General features: G+C 64.0%; 7 protein-coding genes and 1 pseudogene. 5 read left to right on the top strand and 3 right to left on the bottom strand.

The window, feature by feature from the left end; translation table 11 throughout:
• The first annotated feature begins 6 nt into the window (after positions 1-6).
• From NKJ73_RS03455 to NKJ73_RS03445, 3 genes are all read left to right on the top strand, one after another.
• The gene (locus NKJ73_RS03455; RefSeq protein ID WP_352568563.1) at positions 7-5,718 is read left to right on the top strand and encodes a HAMP domain-containing protein; all 5,712 of its coding nucleotides are present in this window, start codon (positions 7-9) and stop codon (positions 5,716-5,718) included.
• A 10-nt stretch (positions 5,719-5,728) separates the two neighbouring features.
• Positions 5,729-7,837 carry a PAS domain-containing hybrid sensor histidine kinase/response regulator gene (locus tag NKJ73_RS03450; RefSeq protein WP_502896637.1) on the top strand — a complete coding sequence of 703 codons (2,109 nt, stop codon included), beginning with the start codon at positions 5,729-5,731 and terminating at the stop codon, positions 7,835-7,837.
• 150 nt (positions 7,838-7,987) lie between these two features.
• Positions 7,988-9,484 (top strand): helicase HerA domain-containing protein, encoded by a 1,497-nt coding sequence (locus NKJ73_RS03445; RefSeq protein WP_352568365.1) that lies wholly within the window; start codon positions 7,988-7,990, stop codon positions 9,482-9,484.
• 247 nt (positions 9,485-9,731) lie between these two features.
• Here NKJ73_RS03445 and NKJ73_RS03440 read toward each other — a convergent pair whose 3' ends face one another.
• From NKJ73_RS03440 to NKJ73_RS03430, 3 genes and pseudogenes are all read right to left on the bottom strand, one after another.
• On the bottom strand, positions 9,732-12,236 hold the full coding sequence (locus NKJ73_RS03440) for an adenylate/guanylate cyclase domain-containing protein (RefSeq protein WP_352454712.1): 2,505 nt from the start codon (positions 12,234-12,236) through the stop codon (positions 9,732-9,734).
• Between the two features lie 42 nt (positions 12,237-12,278).
• A complete protein-coding gene (locus tag NKJ73_RS03435) occupies positions 12,279-13,373 on the bottom strand; it encodes a branched-chain amino acid ABC transporter substrate-binding protein (protein ID WP_352448431.1) in 1,095 nt (364 codons plus the stop codon).
• Positions 13,374-13,615: 242 nt separating this feature from the next.
• Positions 13,616-13,972 (bottom strand): annotated as a pseudogene (locus tag NKJ73_RS03430) (ABC transporter permease subunit); the annotation flags it as partial.
• 127 nt (positions 13,973-14,099) lie between these two features.
• Here NKJ73_RS03430 and NKJ73_RS03425 point away from each other — a divergent pair.
• Together NKJ73_RS03425 and NKJ73_RS03420 are read left to right on the top strand one after the other, a co-directional pair.
• Positions 14,100-14,699, top strand: a complete 600-nt coding sequence (locus NKJ73_RS03425) for an ANTAR domain-containing response regulator (protein WP_352568364.1) — start codon at positions 14,100-14,102, stop codon at positions 14,697-14,699.
• Positions 14,700-14,701: 2 nt separating this feature from the next.
• On the top strand, positions 14,702-15,940 hold the full coding sequence (locus NKJ73_RS03420) for a CmpA/NrtA family ABC transporter substrate-binding protein (RefSeq protein ID WP_031211676.1): 1,239 nt from the start codon (positions 14,702-14,704) through the stop codon (positions 15,938-15,940).
• Positions 15,941-15,952 lie beyond the last annotated feature (12 nt).

Raw genomic sequence — 15,952 nt, 5'->3', positions numbered from 1 at the left:
GTGAGCGTGCTTGCATCCACAAGGCAGTTGGACCACCGTCAAGTACTGAACGCGCTGAAGGCTTTTCGGAGCGGTGATTTCTCCGTTCGTATCGACAATGTCTACGCCGGCCTTGATTCCGAGATCGCCGACACCTTCAACGAAATCGTCGAACTCAACGATCAGGTCACGCGCGAGTTCGAACGCCTCAGCAAGGTCGTCGGCAAGGATGGCCGGATCGGCGAACGCGGCCGTGTCCGCAACGCCACCGGCAGCTGGGAATCGAGCGTCCGTTCTGTCAACGATCTGATCGAGGACATGGTTCAGCCGACGGCCGAAGTGGCGCGCGTCATCGGCGCGGTCGCCAAAGGCGACCTGTCGCAGACGATGATGGTCGAAATCGACGGCCGGCAGCTGCGCGGCGAGTTTCTGCGCATCGGCAAGATCGTCAACACCATGGTCGGGCAACTGGCCTCCTTCGCCTCGGAAGTGACGCGCGTGGCGCGCGAGGTCGGCACCGAAGGCAAGCTCGGCGGCCAGGCCCGCGTGAAAGGTGTGGCCGGGACCTGGAAGGACCTGACCGACAACGTCAACGCGATGGCGACGAACCTGACCGGGCAGGTGCGCAACATCGCCGAGGTGACGACCGCCGTCGCTTCCGGCGACCTGTCGAAGAAGATTACCGTCGACGTGAAAGGCGAAATCCTCGAACTCAAGAACACCATCAACACGATGGTCGACCAGCTCAATTCCTTCGCCTCGGAAGTGACGCGCGTCGCGCGCGAAGTCGGTACAGAAGGCAAGCTCGGCGGCCAGGCGCGCGTCGAAGGTGTCGGCGGCACATGGAAGGACCTGACCGACAACGTCAACCTGATGGCCGAGAACCTGACCGGCCAGGTGCGCAATATAGCCGAGGTGACGACGGCTGTGGCGCTGGGCGACCTGTCGAAGAAGATCACCGTCGACGTCAAGGGCGAGATCCTCGAGCTGAAATCGACTATCAACACCATGGTCGACCAGCTGAATTCATTTGCCGGCGAGGTGACGCGCGTCGCCCGCGAGGTCGGCACCGAGGGCAAGCTCGGCGGCCAGGCGCAGGTGCGCGGCGTCGCCGGCACCTGGAAGGACCTGACCGACAACGTCAATTCGATGGCCGAGAACCTGACCGGCCAAGTGCGCAACATCGCCGAGGTGACGACTGCGGTCGCTTCGGGCGACCTGTCGAAGAAGATCACTGTCGCCGTGCAGGGCGAAATCCTCGAGCTCAAGGACACCATCAACACGATGGTCGACCAGCTCAATTCCTTCGCCTCCGAAGTGACGCGCGTCGCCCGCGAGGTCGGCACCGAGGGCAAGCTCGGCGGCCAGGCCGAGGTGAAAGGGGTCGGCGGCACCTGGAAGGACCTGACCGACAACGTCAATCTGATGGCCGCCAACCTGACCGGCCAGGTCCGCAACATCGCCGAGGTGACGACCGCCGTCGCCCGCGGCGACCTGTCGAAAAAGATCACCGTCGACGTCAAGGGCGAAATCCTGGAGCTCAAGGATACCGTCAACACGATGGTCGACCAGCTCAATTCCTTCGCCTCCGAAGTGACGCGTGTGGCGCGCGAAGTGGGGTCGGAAGGCAAGCTCGGCGGCCAGGCGCATGTCGAGGGTGTCGGCGGCACCTGGAAGGACCTGACCGACAACGTCAACGCCATGGCCGGCAATCTGACCGTGCAATTGCGCGACGTCTCCAAGGTGGCGACGGCAATTGCGACCGGCGACCTGACCCAGAAGATCACCGTCGATGCATTGGGCGAGATCCTGCAGATCAAGGACGTCATCAATACGATGGTCGACCAGCTGAATTCCTTCGCCTCCGAGGTGACGCGCGTGGCGCGCGAGGTCGGTTCGGACGGCAAGCTCGGCGGCCAGGCGCAGGTGCGCGGCGTTGCCGGCACCTGGAAGGACTTGACCGACAATGTCAATGCGATGGCTGCCAACCTGACCGGCCAGGTGCGCAACATCGCCGAGGTGACCACGGCGGTGGCGCTTGGCGACCTGTCGAAGAAGATCACCGTCGATGTGCGCGGCGAAATCCTCGAGCTCAAGGACACCATCAATACGATGGTCGACCAGCTGAATTCCTTCGCCTCCGAGGTGACGCGCGTGGCGCGCGAGGTCGGCACCGAGGGCAAGCTCGGCGGCCAGGCGCAGGTGCGCGGCGTTGCCGGCACCTGGAAGGATCTGACCGACAATGTGAATTCGATGGCCGAGAACCTGACCGGCCAGGTCCGTAACATCGCCGAGGTGACCACCGCTGTGGCGCGCGGCGACCTGTCGAAGAAGATCACCGTCGACGTCAAGGGCGAGATCCTGGAGCTGAAATCGACGATCAACACCATGGTCGACCAGCTGAACTCCTTTGCCGGCGAAGTGACGCGTGTCGCCCGCGAGGTCGGCACCGAGGGCAAGCTCGGCGGCCAGGCGCGGGTCGAGGGCGTCGCCGGTACCTGGAAGGACCTGACCGACAACGTCAACCTGATGGCGACGAACCTGACCAACCAGGTGCGCGGCATCGCCGATGTCGTGACCGCGGTCGCGCAAGGCAATCTCAAGCGCAAGCTGACGGTCGATGCCAAGGGCGAGATCGCCTCGCTCGCCGACACCATCAACGGCATGATCGAGACGCTGGCGACCTTCGCCGACCAGGTGACCAACGTCGCCCGCGAAGTGGGCATCGAAGGCAAGCTCGGCGGCCAGGCCCGGGTGCCCGGCGCTGCCGGCCTTTGGCGCGACCTGACCGACAACGTCAATCAGCTCGCGGCCAACCTGACCACTCAGGTGCGCGCCATCGCCGAGGTGTCGACGGCGGTGACCAAGGGCGATCTGACCCGCTCGATCAGCGTCCAGGCCTCCGGCGAGGTGGCGGCGCTGAAAGACAACATCAACGAGATGATCCGCAATTTGAAGGACCAGACGCTGAAGAATGCCGAGCAGGACTGGCTGAAGACCAATCTCGCCCGCTTCTCGCGCATGCTGCAGGGCGAGCGCGACCTGGCCACGATCTCGCGCCTCATCATGTCCGAACTCGCCCCGCTGGTGAATGCGCAATATGGCGTGTTCTATGTGACCAACCGCGACGAGGATGAATTCTATCTGGAGCTCGCCGCCTCCTATGGCGCCGAAAGCAAGGCGGAAATCAAGCAACGCCTCGATCTGCGTGAAGGGCTTGTCGGGCAGAGTGCCGCCGACAAGCGCGCCATCATGCTGGACAATGTGCCGCCGAATTTCCTGCGCGTTACCTCCGGCCTTGGCAATGCCGCGCCGGCGAACGTGATCATTCTTCCGGCTCTGTTCGAGGACGAGGTGAAGGCCGTCATCGAACTCGCCTCGTTCAGCGAATTCCGCGACACGCACCAGTCGTTCCTCAACCAGCTGATGGAATCCGTCGGCATCGTTCTCAACACCATCGCCGCCACCATGCGCACCGAAGGCCTGCTCAAGCAGTCGCAGCTGCTGACCTCGGAATTGCAGGCGCGTCAGACCGAACTGACCAAGAAGCAGGAGGAGCTGCACGCCACCAATGAGGAGCTGCAGGAAAAGGCGCAGCTGCTCGAGAACGAAAAGAAGCAGGTGGAGAACAAGAACCTGGAAATCGAGATGGCGCGGCGGGCGCTGGAGGAGAAGGCCGAGCAGCTGGCGCTTACCTCGAAATACAAGTCGGAATTCCTCGCCAATATGAGCCACGAACTGCGCACGCCGCTGAACTCGCTGCTCATCCTTTCAAACCTGCTCGCAACCAACCAGCAGGGCAATCTCAACGACAAGCAGGTCGAGTTCGCGCGCACCATCAATTCGGCCGGCACCGACCTTTTGAGCCTCATCAACGACATCCTCGATCTGTCGAAGATCGAATCGGGCACCGTCTCGATCGATATCAACGATATGCCCGTGGTGCATCTTCGCCAGCATATGGAGCGAACCTTCCGGCAGCTGGCGACCGACAAGGGGCTTGGCTTCACCATCAATGTCGACCGCGAGCTTCCGGAAACCGTCCGCACCGACGAGAAGCGGTTGCAGCAAATCGTGCTCAACCTTTTGTCGAACGCGTTCAAGTTCACCTCGCAAGGCGAGGTCCGCTTGAATTTCCGGGCCGAAACGACGGGCCGTCACAACGGCTCGGCGCAACCGATGGAGGCGCTCGCGATCGTGGTCAGCGATACCGGCATCGGTATTCCGCAAGACAAGCAGAAGCTGATTTTCGAGGCCTTCCAGCAGGCCGACGGCACCACCAGCCGCAAATATGGCGGCACCGGGCTTGGGCTCTCGATCAGCCGGGAGATTGCCCGGCTGCTCGGCGGCGAATTGCGGGTCGAGAGCACGCCGGGCAAGGGTTCGACGTTCACTCTGGTCATTCCATTCGACGGACCCCGGATGGCCTTGGCCCCGCAAGCGGCGTTGCTGCCGGCGATGGAGGTGGCCGCGACGACAGCGCAGCCGAGCCCGCCGTCCTCCGAATTGCTCGATGACCGCGACATGATCTCGTCTGAAGATCGGGTCGTGCTGATCGTCGAGGACGACCCGACCTTCGGCGGTTTGCTGCTCGGCCTTGCACGTTCGGCCGGGCTGAAAGGCGTCCTGTCGACCGCGGGCTCCGGCACGCTGGCTTTGGCACGCAAGCTGGTTCCCGACGCGATTACGCTCGATCTCGGACTATCGGATATCGACGGCTGGGTGTTGTTCGATCTGCTTCGCCATGACCCGAAAACCAAGGACATTCCCGTTCATGTCATCTCGGGCGCCGAAGACATCGAGGTGCTTGCCCGCAAGGGTGCATCCAGCATTTCAACCAAGCCCGTATCGTCGGACGAACTGATGAAGGTCTTCCAGGATATTCATTCCAGAAAGCTCCGCGTCCAGAGCCGCGTCCTGATTGCCGATCCCGATCCCGAGCGCCGCCTTTCGCTGATCGAGGCGATCCGCGACGGCGTCACCTCGGTTACGGCGATCGGCCGCGTCGCGGCGAATGCGGACGAAATCGGCATCGCCAACTATGATGCCGTTGTGCTCGGCTTTGGCCGCTCGGCCAAGGACAACGCCCAGATGCTGGATGAGATTGCCGTCCTGTTCGGGCAGTCGGTGTCGCGACTGCTGTTCTTTGCGCCTCATCCGGAAGCGCTGCAACAGTCGCTCGCCTTGCATCCGGCATTGGCGGATGTTCCGCGGGCGGAGAATTTCGCGCAGCTGGCTCTCCTGATGTCGGCAACACTCCCCGGGCGAGGCCACGAAAACGATGGTGCGGCAGCCGAACAGCCGGACAAATTCGACCTCGCCGGCGCAAAGGTCCTCATCGTCGACGACGACATCCGCAACATCTATTCGCTTACTAGCGTTCTCGAGACCTATGACATCCAGGTGCTGCATGCGGAGCGCGGCCGGGAAGGTATCGCGCTTCTGGAGCAGAGCCCGGACATCGATGCGGCACTGATCGATATCATGATGCCGGAAATGGATGGCTACGAGACGATGCGGCAGATCCGCAGCATGCCGGCGATCGCCCATATCCCATTGATCTCGGTCACAGCCAAGGCAATGAAGGGCGACCGGCAGAAGTGCCTCGACGCCGGCGCCTCCGACTACATCGCCAAGCCTGTCGACCTCGATCTGCTGTTGGCATTGCTGCGTGTCTGGATCGGCCGTTCGCGATCCCGTGTCCATGGTCCGGAAAAGACGCTCATGGCAGTGAACTGACGGCCGCTCGATGCAGAAGCTGTCGAGAAACGGAGCAAGGAAGCTGGAGGTCATGGCGCCGGCAGCGGGGCCGGCAAAGGCGCGCATCCTGGCCGTGGATGACGACGAGCGCAATCTGCTGGCGATCGGCGAGGTTCTGGCCCCTATCGGTGAAGTCGTCTGCGTGCAGTCGGGCGAAGAGGCGTTGCGCGCACTGCTGAAGGAGGATTTCGCAGTCATCCTGCTGGACGTGCTGATGCCCCGGCTGGATGGCTACGAGACCGCGGGATTGATCCGCCAGCGCGAGCAATCCAGGCGAACGCCGATAATTTTTCTCACCGCCATCAACAAGGAAGACGCGCACATGCTGCGCGGCTACGACGCCGGCGCGGTGGATTACGTGTTCAAGCCTTTCGACCCGGCCATGCTGCGTTCCAAGGTTGCCGTGTTCGTCGAACTTCATGAGAAGACGCTCGAAATCCAGCAAAAGGCGGCTGCCGAGCAACGGCTGCTGGCCCAGGCACTGCAGGCGCAGAAGGAAAAGCTCGAGGCCGAGCGGGCGCTGCGCAGCGCACAGGAGCGGCAGCATGCCATTTTGAGCTCTCTTCCGGTCTGCTTCCACGCAAGGGCGGCGGAGCCGCCGTTCGGCGCCAGCTTTGTCACCGAAGGGGTCGAACGCCTGACCGGCTTTCCTGCGGAACGGCTGACCGCCGATCCAGGCTTCGGCCTGAGCCGCGTTCATCCCGACGATCTGCCGAGAGTGAGGGAGGTCCTGCTCGCAGCCAAGGCCACCGGCTCCTACACCTGCGAATTCCGCTGGCAATGCGCCGACGGCAATTACCGGATTTTTCTCGACCAGGGCGTCCTGTCGAATGGCTCCGACGGCCGGAACCCCGAGATCCTCGGCACATTGCTGGACGTTACCGAGCGGCGCGAGCTTGAGGACCAGCTGCTGCAGTCGCAGCGCCTCGACGCGATCGGCAAGCTTACCGGCGGCCTGGCGCATGATTTCAACAATCTGCTTGCCGCAATTCTCAGCGGATTGGGATTGCTCGAGCGCCATGCCGAGTTCGACGGACAGACCAGGCAGGTTCTGGAACTGACACGCCGGTCGGCAAAACAAGGCGCCGAGCTCGTCAACCGCATGCTTGCCTTCTCGCGCCGCCAGACGCTGCGGCCGCAGGCCGTGCGCCTCGCCGCGCTCGGCGATACAATGAACGGGTTGGTGGCCCCGGTCCTGGGCGGCCTGATCCGTTTCGATTGGCTTGTCGACGACACTGTGTGGCCGGCGCATGTCGATGCCAGCCAGCTGGAGCTCGCGCTGATGAACCTGGTCTTCAACGCGCGCGATGCCATGCCGTCCGGCGGCACGATAATCGTGGAGGCGCAAAATCGAACGCTAGGCAGTGCAGCCGAGGATATTTCGGCGGGCGACTATGTCGTGGTCACGGTCAAGGACACGGGGTCGGGCATACCGGCTGACATTCTCGCCAAGGTCGTAGAACCGTTCTTCACCACAAAACCGGTCGGCAAAGGCACTGGCCTCGGTCTGAGCACGGTGCATGGTTTCGTCAAGCAATCGGGCGGCACGCTTCGCATTGAAAGCACCGTCGGCAGTGGAACATCCGTCCAGCTCTGGCTGCCGCGTTCAATCGAGCGCCCGGTGGAAATCGCCGAGAAGTCCGATGCCGACGACAGCGTCGGGAATGCCGGCGAGGACTATCCATCGGTCCTGCTGATCGACGACAGCAATGTACTACGGGAACTGACGGCGCAATCGCTTCGCCAACACGGCTTTGCGGTTACCTGTGCCGGGGGCGGTGCCGAAGCGCTGGCGATGATCGAGCGGGCGCCGTACGATTTCGATGTCATCGTCACCGATTTTGCCATGCCGCTCGTCTCGGGCCTGGAGGTCATTCGGTTCGCCCGGAATCTGCGGTCCGATTGGCCGGCGGTGATGATAACGGGATATGCCGATGCCGACGCGATCGCCGACCGGCCCCCCGACGTGCCGCTGCTCGGCAAACCGCTGCGCGAAAAGGACCTGATGGAGAGCATTCTTGCGGCGGCCGCGCGCGCCGGCTCGCAGAAAGCCAGGCAGGCCCAGCCGGTGAAAGGCGGGTACCGGTTTTCGACCTGAAGAGACAAGCCTTATCGAATCGAAACGGTACGTTCCGTATCCTCGATCGTCCGCGACATCCAGCCTGTGCGCAACACGGAGCGCCGGCCATGGCGCGCTCGACGGGCTGTGATGCGGTTGATAAGCCCTCTCCGCAAGGAGAGTCGAGACATGACCGTTGCGATCGAGATGGGCCAGACGAGCGCAGGCGCCCCGGCGGCGCTGGATCTTGAGGAACTGCTGGCGACGCGGCTTCTGGTGCAGGGCAATTCGGGCTCCGGCAAGTCCCACCTGCTGCGCCGGCTCTTGGAGCAGAGCGCGCCCTGGGTGCAGCAGACCATCATCGACCCCGAAGGTGACTTCGTGACGCTGGGCGACCGTTTTGGCCATCTGGTGATCGACGCCGAGGAGCATACCGAGCGCGGCCTGCAGAGCGCCGGCGAGCGGGCGCGCATCCACCGCGTCTCCACGGTGCTCAATCTCGAGGGGCTCGACGCCGAGAACCAGATGCGGCGCGCCGCCGCCTTCCTCGGCGGGCTTTTCGAGGTCGCCCGCGACCACTGGTACCCGATGCTGGTGGTGGTGGACGAGGCGCAGCTGTTCGCGCCGGCCGTCGCCGGCGAGGTTTCGGACGAGGCGCGCAAGCTCTCGCTCGGCGCCATGACCAATCTGATGTGCCGTGGCCGCAAACGCGGGCTGGCCGGGATCATCGCCACCCAGCGGCTGGCCAAGCTTGCCAAGAACGTCGCCGCCGAGGCTTCCAATTTCCTCATGGGCCGGACTTTTCTCGATATCGACATGGCGCGCGCCGCCGACCTTCTCGGCATGGAGCGGCGCCAGGCCGAGGCCTTTCGCGACCTCGAGCGCGGGCAATTCATGGCGCTCGGCCCGGCGCTGTCGCGCCGTCCGCTCGGCTTGCGCATCGGCCCGACAGATACAAGCCCGCGCAACGCGACCCCGCGCCTGATGCCGCTGCCGGAATCGGCGTTGGAGGATGCCCGTGCGATCATCCTGGCGGCCCCGCCGCCGGAAACCGTCCGGCCGCAGCGCCGCTCGTCGCCGGATCTACTCGATCAGCTGATGGCGGCGAAGTCGGCGGCGCTGGAAATCCGCCCGGAAGCAGCGGAGGCGCAAATCAGCGCCGAGGATTTGGCGGAGCGGCGCGAGCGCGTCGACCGGGTGCTGCGCGCCGTGCTGGCGCAACCCGATGCCGGCTTCCGGGTCATCGGCGTGCTTTATCAGGAGTTCGTGGTCCGCTGCCGCATCGAGGGCCTCGCCTCGGTCGTGCCGGACCTGCCCGAGTTCCGCCGCATGCTGACCCGCGCCCGCGCCGGCCTCGGCTCCGACATGGCGGGCGACGACGCCTGGCAGGACGTCTCGGCGCGCGCCTCGCTGCTGCCCGAGGACATGCAAGGCGTGTTCATGATGATCGCTCGCGCCGCCAAGGAGGGCTGGCCCTGCCCGAGCGACGCGGCAATCGCCCGCGCCTACGGCTCGCACTCGCTGCGCCGCGCCCGGCGCCTGCTGACCTATATCGAGGAGCAGGGGCTGATCGTATGCCAGCTCGACGGAGCCGGCCGGCGGACGGTGACGCTGGTGGAGCTCGCCTGGGCAACGGCACCGGGGGATCCCAATGCGGAGGAGGCGGAGCAGGGGAGTTTGGTGTGATGGGGGGACGAACTCACACTGAGAAAGCACCGCTCATCAGGCAGGGGCTAAGTCTGTTTTGCGCCATATCCGGACCTTGCCAGTGATGCCGTGAATGTTAAGTCTCGGCTCCGATGCGGACGTTCCGCCCGAGTTCGAAGACTGACCGCGACCGTTCTGCGGCCTTCGCATCGATAGCGCCAATGAGCGGCGTCCCACATCCCACTCCTTGTGTCCATTGGGAGGGGTCGTTGTGGACCAAGCCCTACTACCCAGGCTTGTGACGAAGCCGATCCAGCGCGTCTCGAAGTGCATTGGCGGCATCGCCACGCTCGTCAGGGGACATCAGCTCCGGTTCAAGTTCCAACCTGAAGTGCGGCAGCTCGGTTCGAACAGCACGACGAGCGGCCGCCAGATTGGCCTTCAGATCGATGACGCGGTAGGTGGCGACGGGATAGGCGATCCCCTTGACCTGGACTTGCCCCAGTTCCTCACAGTCGATTGCGTCCTTCACTTGCGCAAACGTCTCGTAGGAAATGAGGATGGCCCCCGGCGGCGCCTCCTGCTCCAGGCGCGAGGCGAGATTCACGGCGCCGCCGATTATCGTGTAGTCCATCCGGTCCTCGCTGCCGAAGTTACCGACGGTGCAGTAGTCGGTATGGATGCCGATGCGACAGCGCAGCGGTGTTTCGATCCCCATGTCCCGCCAGACTTCGGCAAGCTCGCTAATCCGCTTTTGCATTGCAAGTGCCATCTGCGCGCAAGCCAGCGCGTCCTCCTTGACGCCGCGAGTCTCGGGATCGCCGAAAAACATCAGGATCGCGTCGCCGACATATTTGTCGATCGTCGCGCCGTGATCCGAAGCAATTTTCGACATTTCCGTCAGATAGTGATTGAGGAGTTGGGTGAGATCCTCGGATTCCATTTTGTCAGTGGTCTCGGTAAAGCCGGCGATATCGGAGAAGCATATTGTCAGTTTCTTCCGCTGGCTGGCGATCCTGACCTCCTGGCGGCCGGTGAATATCGAGCGATACACCTGGGGCGCCAGATACTTCGCCAGCTTGCTGGAAAGCGCCTCCAGAACCACGGATTTCTCGGCGAGGTTCTCCTCCCTTTGCTTCAGCTCAGTGATGTCCGAATAGACGGCGACCGTGCCGCCGGCGCTGATCCGCCGCTCGCTGACCATGACCCATCGCCCGTCGCCTCGCCTCTGCACCCAAGGTTCGCCAGGGTTGCGGTGCCGCGAGAGGCGCTCGGCGACCCACTCCTCGACCCGCCCCTCGGCGTCCCTGATGTAGCCGCGCTCAGCGGATCGGCGAATGATTTGCTCGAATGTCGTGCCGGGCGTCAGTTCGGTCTCCAGACCGGTGTAGAGCAATTCGCGGTAGCGGCTGTTGCTGAGGACGAGCCGGTCCTCCCAGTCGTACAGAGCGAATCCTTCGGAGATGCTTTCGATGGCATCGATGAGCCGCTGACGAGCTTCCGCAACGTCGCGCAGGTTCTTTTCCTCGACCTCGACAGCAGTATCCCGGAAGAGTCTCAGCGCTTCGGCCATGCGCCCGATTTCGTCGCTGCCCGCGGCTGGCAGCGGCGCACGAAGATTGCCCCCCGCAATCGCGAGCATGCCTTGGCTCACGGCCCCCAGTCGGGCGAGGAGGCTGCGGTCGACATAGAGCCAGACAACCAGAACCGAACTCAGGAGGCTGAGAAAGGCGGAGCCGAGTACAACCGCGGTGCCGTAGCGCTGGACGAGCGCGGCTTCGCGACCGGACGCAGCGATCTCCTGATCTGCCGTGGCGACCAGGCGATCGACGCCAGCGGTGAGATTGCGCGACAGTCGATTGTTCTCGGCCAGAAGCCTTTCGCCCTGTGCCAGGACAGCAAACTCGTCCTCCCGCACCTTGGGGATGCTGTCCTCGCCGTCGGTCAAACCCCTGAACTCGTCAACACGCTGCCGGAAGCGGGTCCGCAGCTTTTCGTCGATCTCCGTGGAAACCTTTTCAAGAGCAGTGAGCGAACGGCGTAGCGGAAAAAGGATCAACGCCAGGTCGCCCGGCGTCGGCGCGTTCGCGACCTTCACCAGCGCGTCGTTGACCGCCGAGATCTCCAGCTGCGCCTTCTGCTGGGGAATGTAAGCCGCAATCGCCTGGACCAGGTCGGCCATCGCCGCTGCGCGTCGATCGGGCGACAGCGACGTGTCGGCCGCGACCGCCCGCCATTGCGGGAGCCTGGAATCCATTACTAGGATGCCGGTGGCCACAAGGCGCTGGCTTCCGGTCGTCGTCGCGGCGAGGCGGTTCAGGAGCTCCTCCTTGCGGGCGACCACGTCGAGCCGGGCGACAACAAGAGAGTCGAGCTCCTTCAGGTTGCGCCTCAGAACAATCGCGGCTTCCTCGATCTCGGCCAAAGGCACTGTGCCCAACGTGGCATCCCGGAGGTCCGTGCGCAGGGCCTCGAGGCGGGACATCTCGAGCGCGACGGCAGCCGAGACCTCGCTGTGCTGAGCCCTGCTTGTCGCTGCCAGCACCGATGGCGCGGCAGCAGCGACCCGTTCGGCCTGGCGCGACAGCTGGAGGGAGGCGAGCGCCGACGGCACTCGATCCGTGGTAATTCGGTCCACGACGTCGCCAACCTGGAGGAAGGCATAAAGCGCCGCAGCGGTTGCCAGCACCGCAAGGGCGCTGATCCCGAAAAAGGCGAGCAACAGCCGGCCGCGTATGCCGAGGCGTTCAAGCTCGGCGAGTCGGAACAGTCCGGCCACACTGGTCTGCATCAGACTAGACATCTCAGCCGGCACGCCGGCGATCAGCGAACCCTATTCAACCGGCACGTACTCTCCGCCGCGCCAGACGTACCAAACCCAACTCTGCTTCGTGAGGTCGCCCTTGTCGTCGAAATCGACCCGGCCGATGACGGTGTCGAATTCCTGTTCGTGCAGTGCCGCAATGATGGCCTTCTGCTCCAGCGAACCTGCCTTCGAGACTGCCTGGGCCCAAACCTGGACCGCGCAGTAGCTCAACAGCGTGTAGCCCGCGGGTTCGAAATTCTCCGCACGGAACTGCTCAACGACCGCGGCCGCTTCGGGGCTTCGCCTCGGGTCCGCCGGGAACGTGAAGAGGGTCCCCTCCGCCGCGGGGCCGGCGATCAGGGCAAATTCCTCGGTCGCCAAAGCATCTCCGGATATGAGCTGAACCGTGTAGCCACTGTCGTGTGCAGCGCGAGCAATCAGCGCAACCTCGGCATGATACCCACCCACATATAAGGCGGAGACGCCGGCGGTCTGCAACGTAGCGACCTCGGCCGAATAGTCGTCCTTCCCGGGAATGTATGCGTCGTAAACGGCCTCAGTCACGCCCCGCTTGTTCAGCTGCTTCCTGGTCTCGTCGGCGAGACCCTTCCCATAGGTCGAATTGTCGTGGAGGATCGCAATCTTCTTGTTGCCCCAGCGATCGGCAAGGTAGTTGCCGGCGATGAAACCTTGCGCGTCGTCGCGGCCAATGGTGCGAAAGACATTGGCACGGCCCTGTTCGGTCAGCTGCGGATTGGTCGAGCCTGGGGATATCTCAACGACGCCTGCCTCCTCGTACACTTTTGATGCGGGGATCGAGGCCCCGGAGCAATAATGCCCGACGACGAGCACGACCCCGTCAGCCACCAGCTTCTTGGCGGCCGCCACAGCTTGCTCGGGATCGCAGAAGTCGTCGACCGAGATGAGCCTCACCTTCTGGCCGAGCACGCCGCCCGCCGTGTTGACGTCGGCCACTGCCATCTCCGCGCCGCGCTGTCCCTGCTCGCCGATCCAGGCGAGCCGTCCCGTCATCGCAGCCGAGACGCCGATCAGCACCTCCGCCCGCGCGGAGCTGAACACGGCCGCGAGAACTAAGATCGCTATGGCGATGATGCGGTGCATGTGTGCACCCCCTTAACTGTAGCTTACGCCAATCCCGTCAAAGCCGACAGCCCCTTCGGCAAGCGCGACTGTCTCGGGCTGCTATTGCAGCGCACACCCAATTTGGCGAAGCAAGCATACACTGGAATGGCGTGTCATAACTTCGTTCGCTGAGGTCGGAATCGCGCGCCAAATCCGGACGTTACCACTGACCGGAGTGAGCGTCGTGATTGGGTCAAAGCAGCCCCCGCCTCAGCTTCCCCCTATCTCTCCTCCACAATCCGCAAATAGGCCGCCGTCACAAACAGCACGATTAACCCAAACAATATCCACCACGCCCCTTCCGGCATCTGCAAAATCGTCAGCAGCGTCGTCAGCGCGGTAGGGATCAGCGCCGTTGATTGTGCCGGTGCAGCCGCCGCGGCCGCCGAAGATCGAGGTGCCGCCGACGACGGCGGCGGCCACCCAAGGCAGCACCAGCGGGTCGGCGAGCGACGGCCTTGATCAGGCCGATGTAGTGCAGTGCCGACGAGCACGCTCGAGATAACGTAGAGCGCGGTGATCACCTGCCAGCAGCGTACGCCGGACAGGCGCGTTGCCCGTTCGTTGTCGCCGACCGCCCCAGCACCACCGCCGCGACGCTGGCCGTCGCGTCCAATTCCTCAGGCGGCGCCTGGACGCCGGCTTTGTTTCCGTGAATCTCGCGATGCCGCATTGCACAATCGTCTCGCCTGCGCAAAATGCGGCATGATCCGCAAATCCCTCACTGTCCTGGTGATCGATGAGAACCACATCCGCGCTTCGATAATCGAAGCGGGATTGCGGGAGGCCGGGCATCAGCAGGTCACGGTCATCCATGACGTCGCCGGCATAGCGCGGCGGATAGCCGAGATCGAACCCGACGTGATCGTCATCGATCTCGAAAATCCCAATCGCGACATGCTCGAAAACATGTTCCAGCTGTCGCGCTTGGTGAAGCGGCCGATCGCCATGTTCGTCGACCGCTCGGATCAGGCTTCGATCGAAGCAGCGGTGGAAGCCGGAGTGTCGGCCTATGTCGTCGACGGCCTGCGTCAGGAGCGGGTCAAGCCGATCCTCGACATGGCAATCAGCCGCTTCAATGCGTTTTCGCGCATGGCGCGCGAACTGGAAGAAGCCCGCAGCGAATTGGAAAGCCGCAAGGTGATCGATCGCGCAAAGGGCATCCTGATGAAGTCGCGCGGCCTGTCGGAGGACGCGGCGTATACGCTGCTGCGCAAGACCGCCATGAACCAGAACCGCAAGATCGCCGAGATCGCCCAGAGCCTGGTAACGGCGGCAGGCCTGCTGGATCCCGAGGAGAGTTGAGAATGGCGGCCGAGCACCGGATCAATGCTGGCTTCATGCCGCTCTTCGACAGCGCTGTCCTTGTCGCGGCGAAGGAAATCGGCTTCGCCCTGCGTGAAGGCATCGACCTGACGCTCAACCGGGAAACATCCTGGGCCAACATCCGCGACCGCATCGCCATCGGCCATTTCGATCTGGCTCACATGCTGGGGCCGATGCCGATCGCCTGCAATCTGGGGCTGACGCCGCTCGCCTCCGATACCGTCGTGCCGTTCTCGCTCGGCCTCGGCGGCAATTGCGTGACGGTTTCGAACGCGGTCTGGGCCGGCATGGCCGCGCACGGCGCCCAACCCGATCTCGATCCGGCGCGGGCCGGCAAGGCGTTGGGAGCGCTGATTCGTGAACGGGCGAATGGCGGCGGCGATCCGCTTCGCTTCGCCGTCGTCCATCCGCACTCCGGGCACAATTACGAATTGCGCTACTGGCTCGCCGCCTGTGGCATCGACCCGTCGCGTGAAATCGAGATCGTCATCGTGCCGCCCCCCTTCATGGCCGACGCACTCGCCGCTGGCAGGATCGACGGCTACTGCGTCGGCGAACCCTGGAACAGCGCCTCGGTCGTCGCGGGCACCGGCCATATTGCCACGATCAAGGCGGCCATCTGGAAGACCAGCCCCGAGAAAGTCGTCGGCGTGCGCAAGGCATGGGCGGAAAGAGAGCCGGAGGCGCTTTCGGCCCTGCTGCGCGCGCTGCATCATGCGGCGCGCTGGTGCCAGGATCCGGCAAACCGCGGCGAACTCGCGGCCCTGATGGCGCAGCCGGCCTTCCTCGGGCTTGAGCCGGCGCTGCAGATGCCGATCCTCAGCGGCCATCTTGCGCTCGGCGGCGGCGCCGAACTGAGCGTCGGCGACTTCTTTCTGTCCTTCAGCAAGGCGGCGAACTTCCCGTGGAAGAGCCATGCGCTGTGGTTCTACACGCAGATGGTGCGCTGGGGGCATGTCGCGCACACGCCGGAAAACCTCGCTATTGCCCGCGACTGCTACCGCCCCGATCTCTACCGCTCGGCGTTGAAGCCGCTTGGCGTGGCGCTTCCCGGTGCCAATGCCAAGGTCGAGGGCGCGCTGAAGGCCGCGACTCCGGTCGGTTCGGCGGGGGCAAGCCTGGTGCTCGGTCCCGATGGTTTCTTCGATGGCCAGATCTTCGATCCCGACGAGATCGAGGCCTACATTGCCGGCCAGAAATTGGCGCGCGCCGAAGTCTGATCATTTCGGCGG

Origin of the sequence: Mesorhizobium sp. M0074, assembly GCF_040322975.1 — a bacterium.
Lineage (GTDB): Bacteria > Pseudomonadota > Alphaproteobacteria > Rhizobiales > Rhizobiaceae > Mesorhizobium.
This window is presented reverse-complemented; position numbering and strand designations above follow the sequence as displayed.

Excerpts from the sequence above, each read along its gene's own strand:
- NKJ73_RS03425 (WP_352568364.1), top strand. The coding sequence starts at position 14,100 with ATGATCCGCAAATCCCTCACTGTCCTGGTGATCGATGAGAACCACATC.
- NKJ73_RS03440 (WP_352454712.1), bottom strand. The coding sequence starts at position 12,236 with ATGCAGACCAGTGTGGCCGGACTGTTCCGACTCGCCGAGCTTGAACGC.
- NKJ73_RS03435 (WP_352448431.1), bottom strand. The coding sequence starts at position 13,373 with ATGCACCGCATCATCGCCATAGCGATCTTAGTTCTCGCGGCCGTGTTC.
- NKJ73_RS03420 (WP_031211676.1), top strand. The coding sequence starts at position 14,702 with ATGGCGGCCGAGCACCGGATCAATGCTGGCTTCATGCCGCTCTTCGAC.
- NKJ73_RS03450 (WP_502896637.1), top strand. The coding sequence starts at position 5,729 with ATGCAGAAGCTGTCGAGAAACGGAGCAAGGAAGCTGGAGGTCATGGCG.
- NKJ73_RS03445 (WP_352568365.1), top strand. The coding sequence starts at position 7,988 with ATGACCGTTGCGATCGAGATGGGCCAGACGAGCGCAGGCGCCCCGGCG.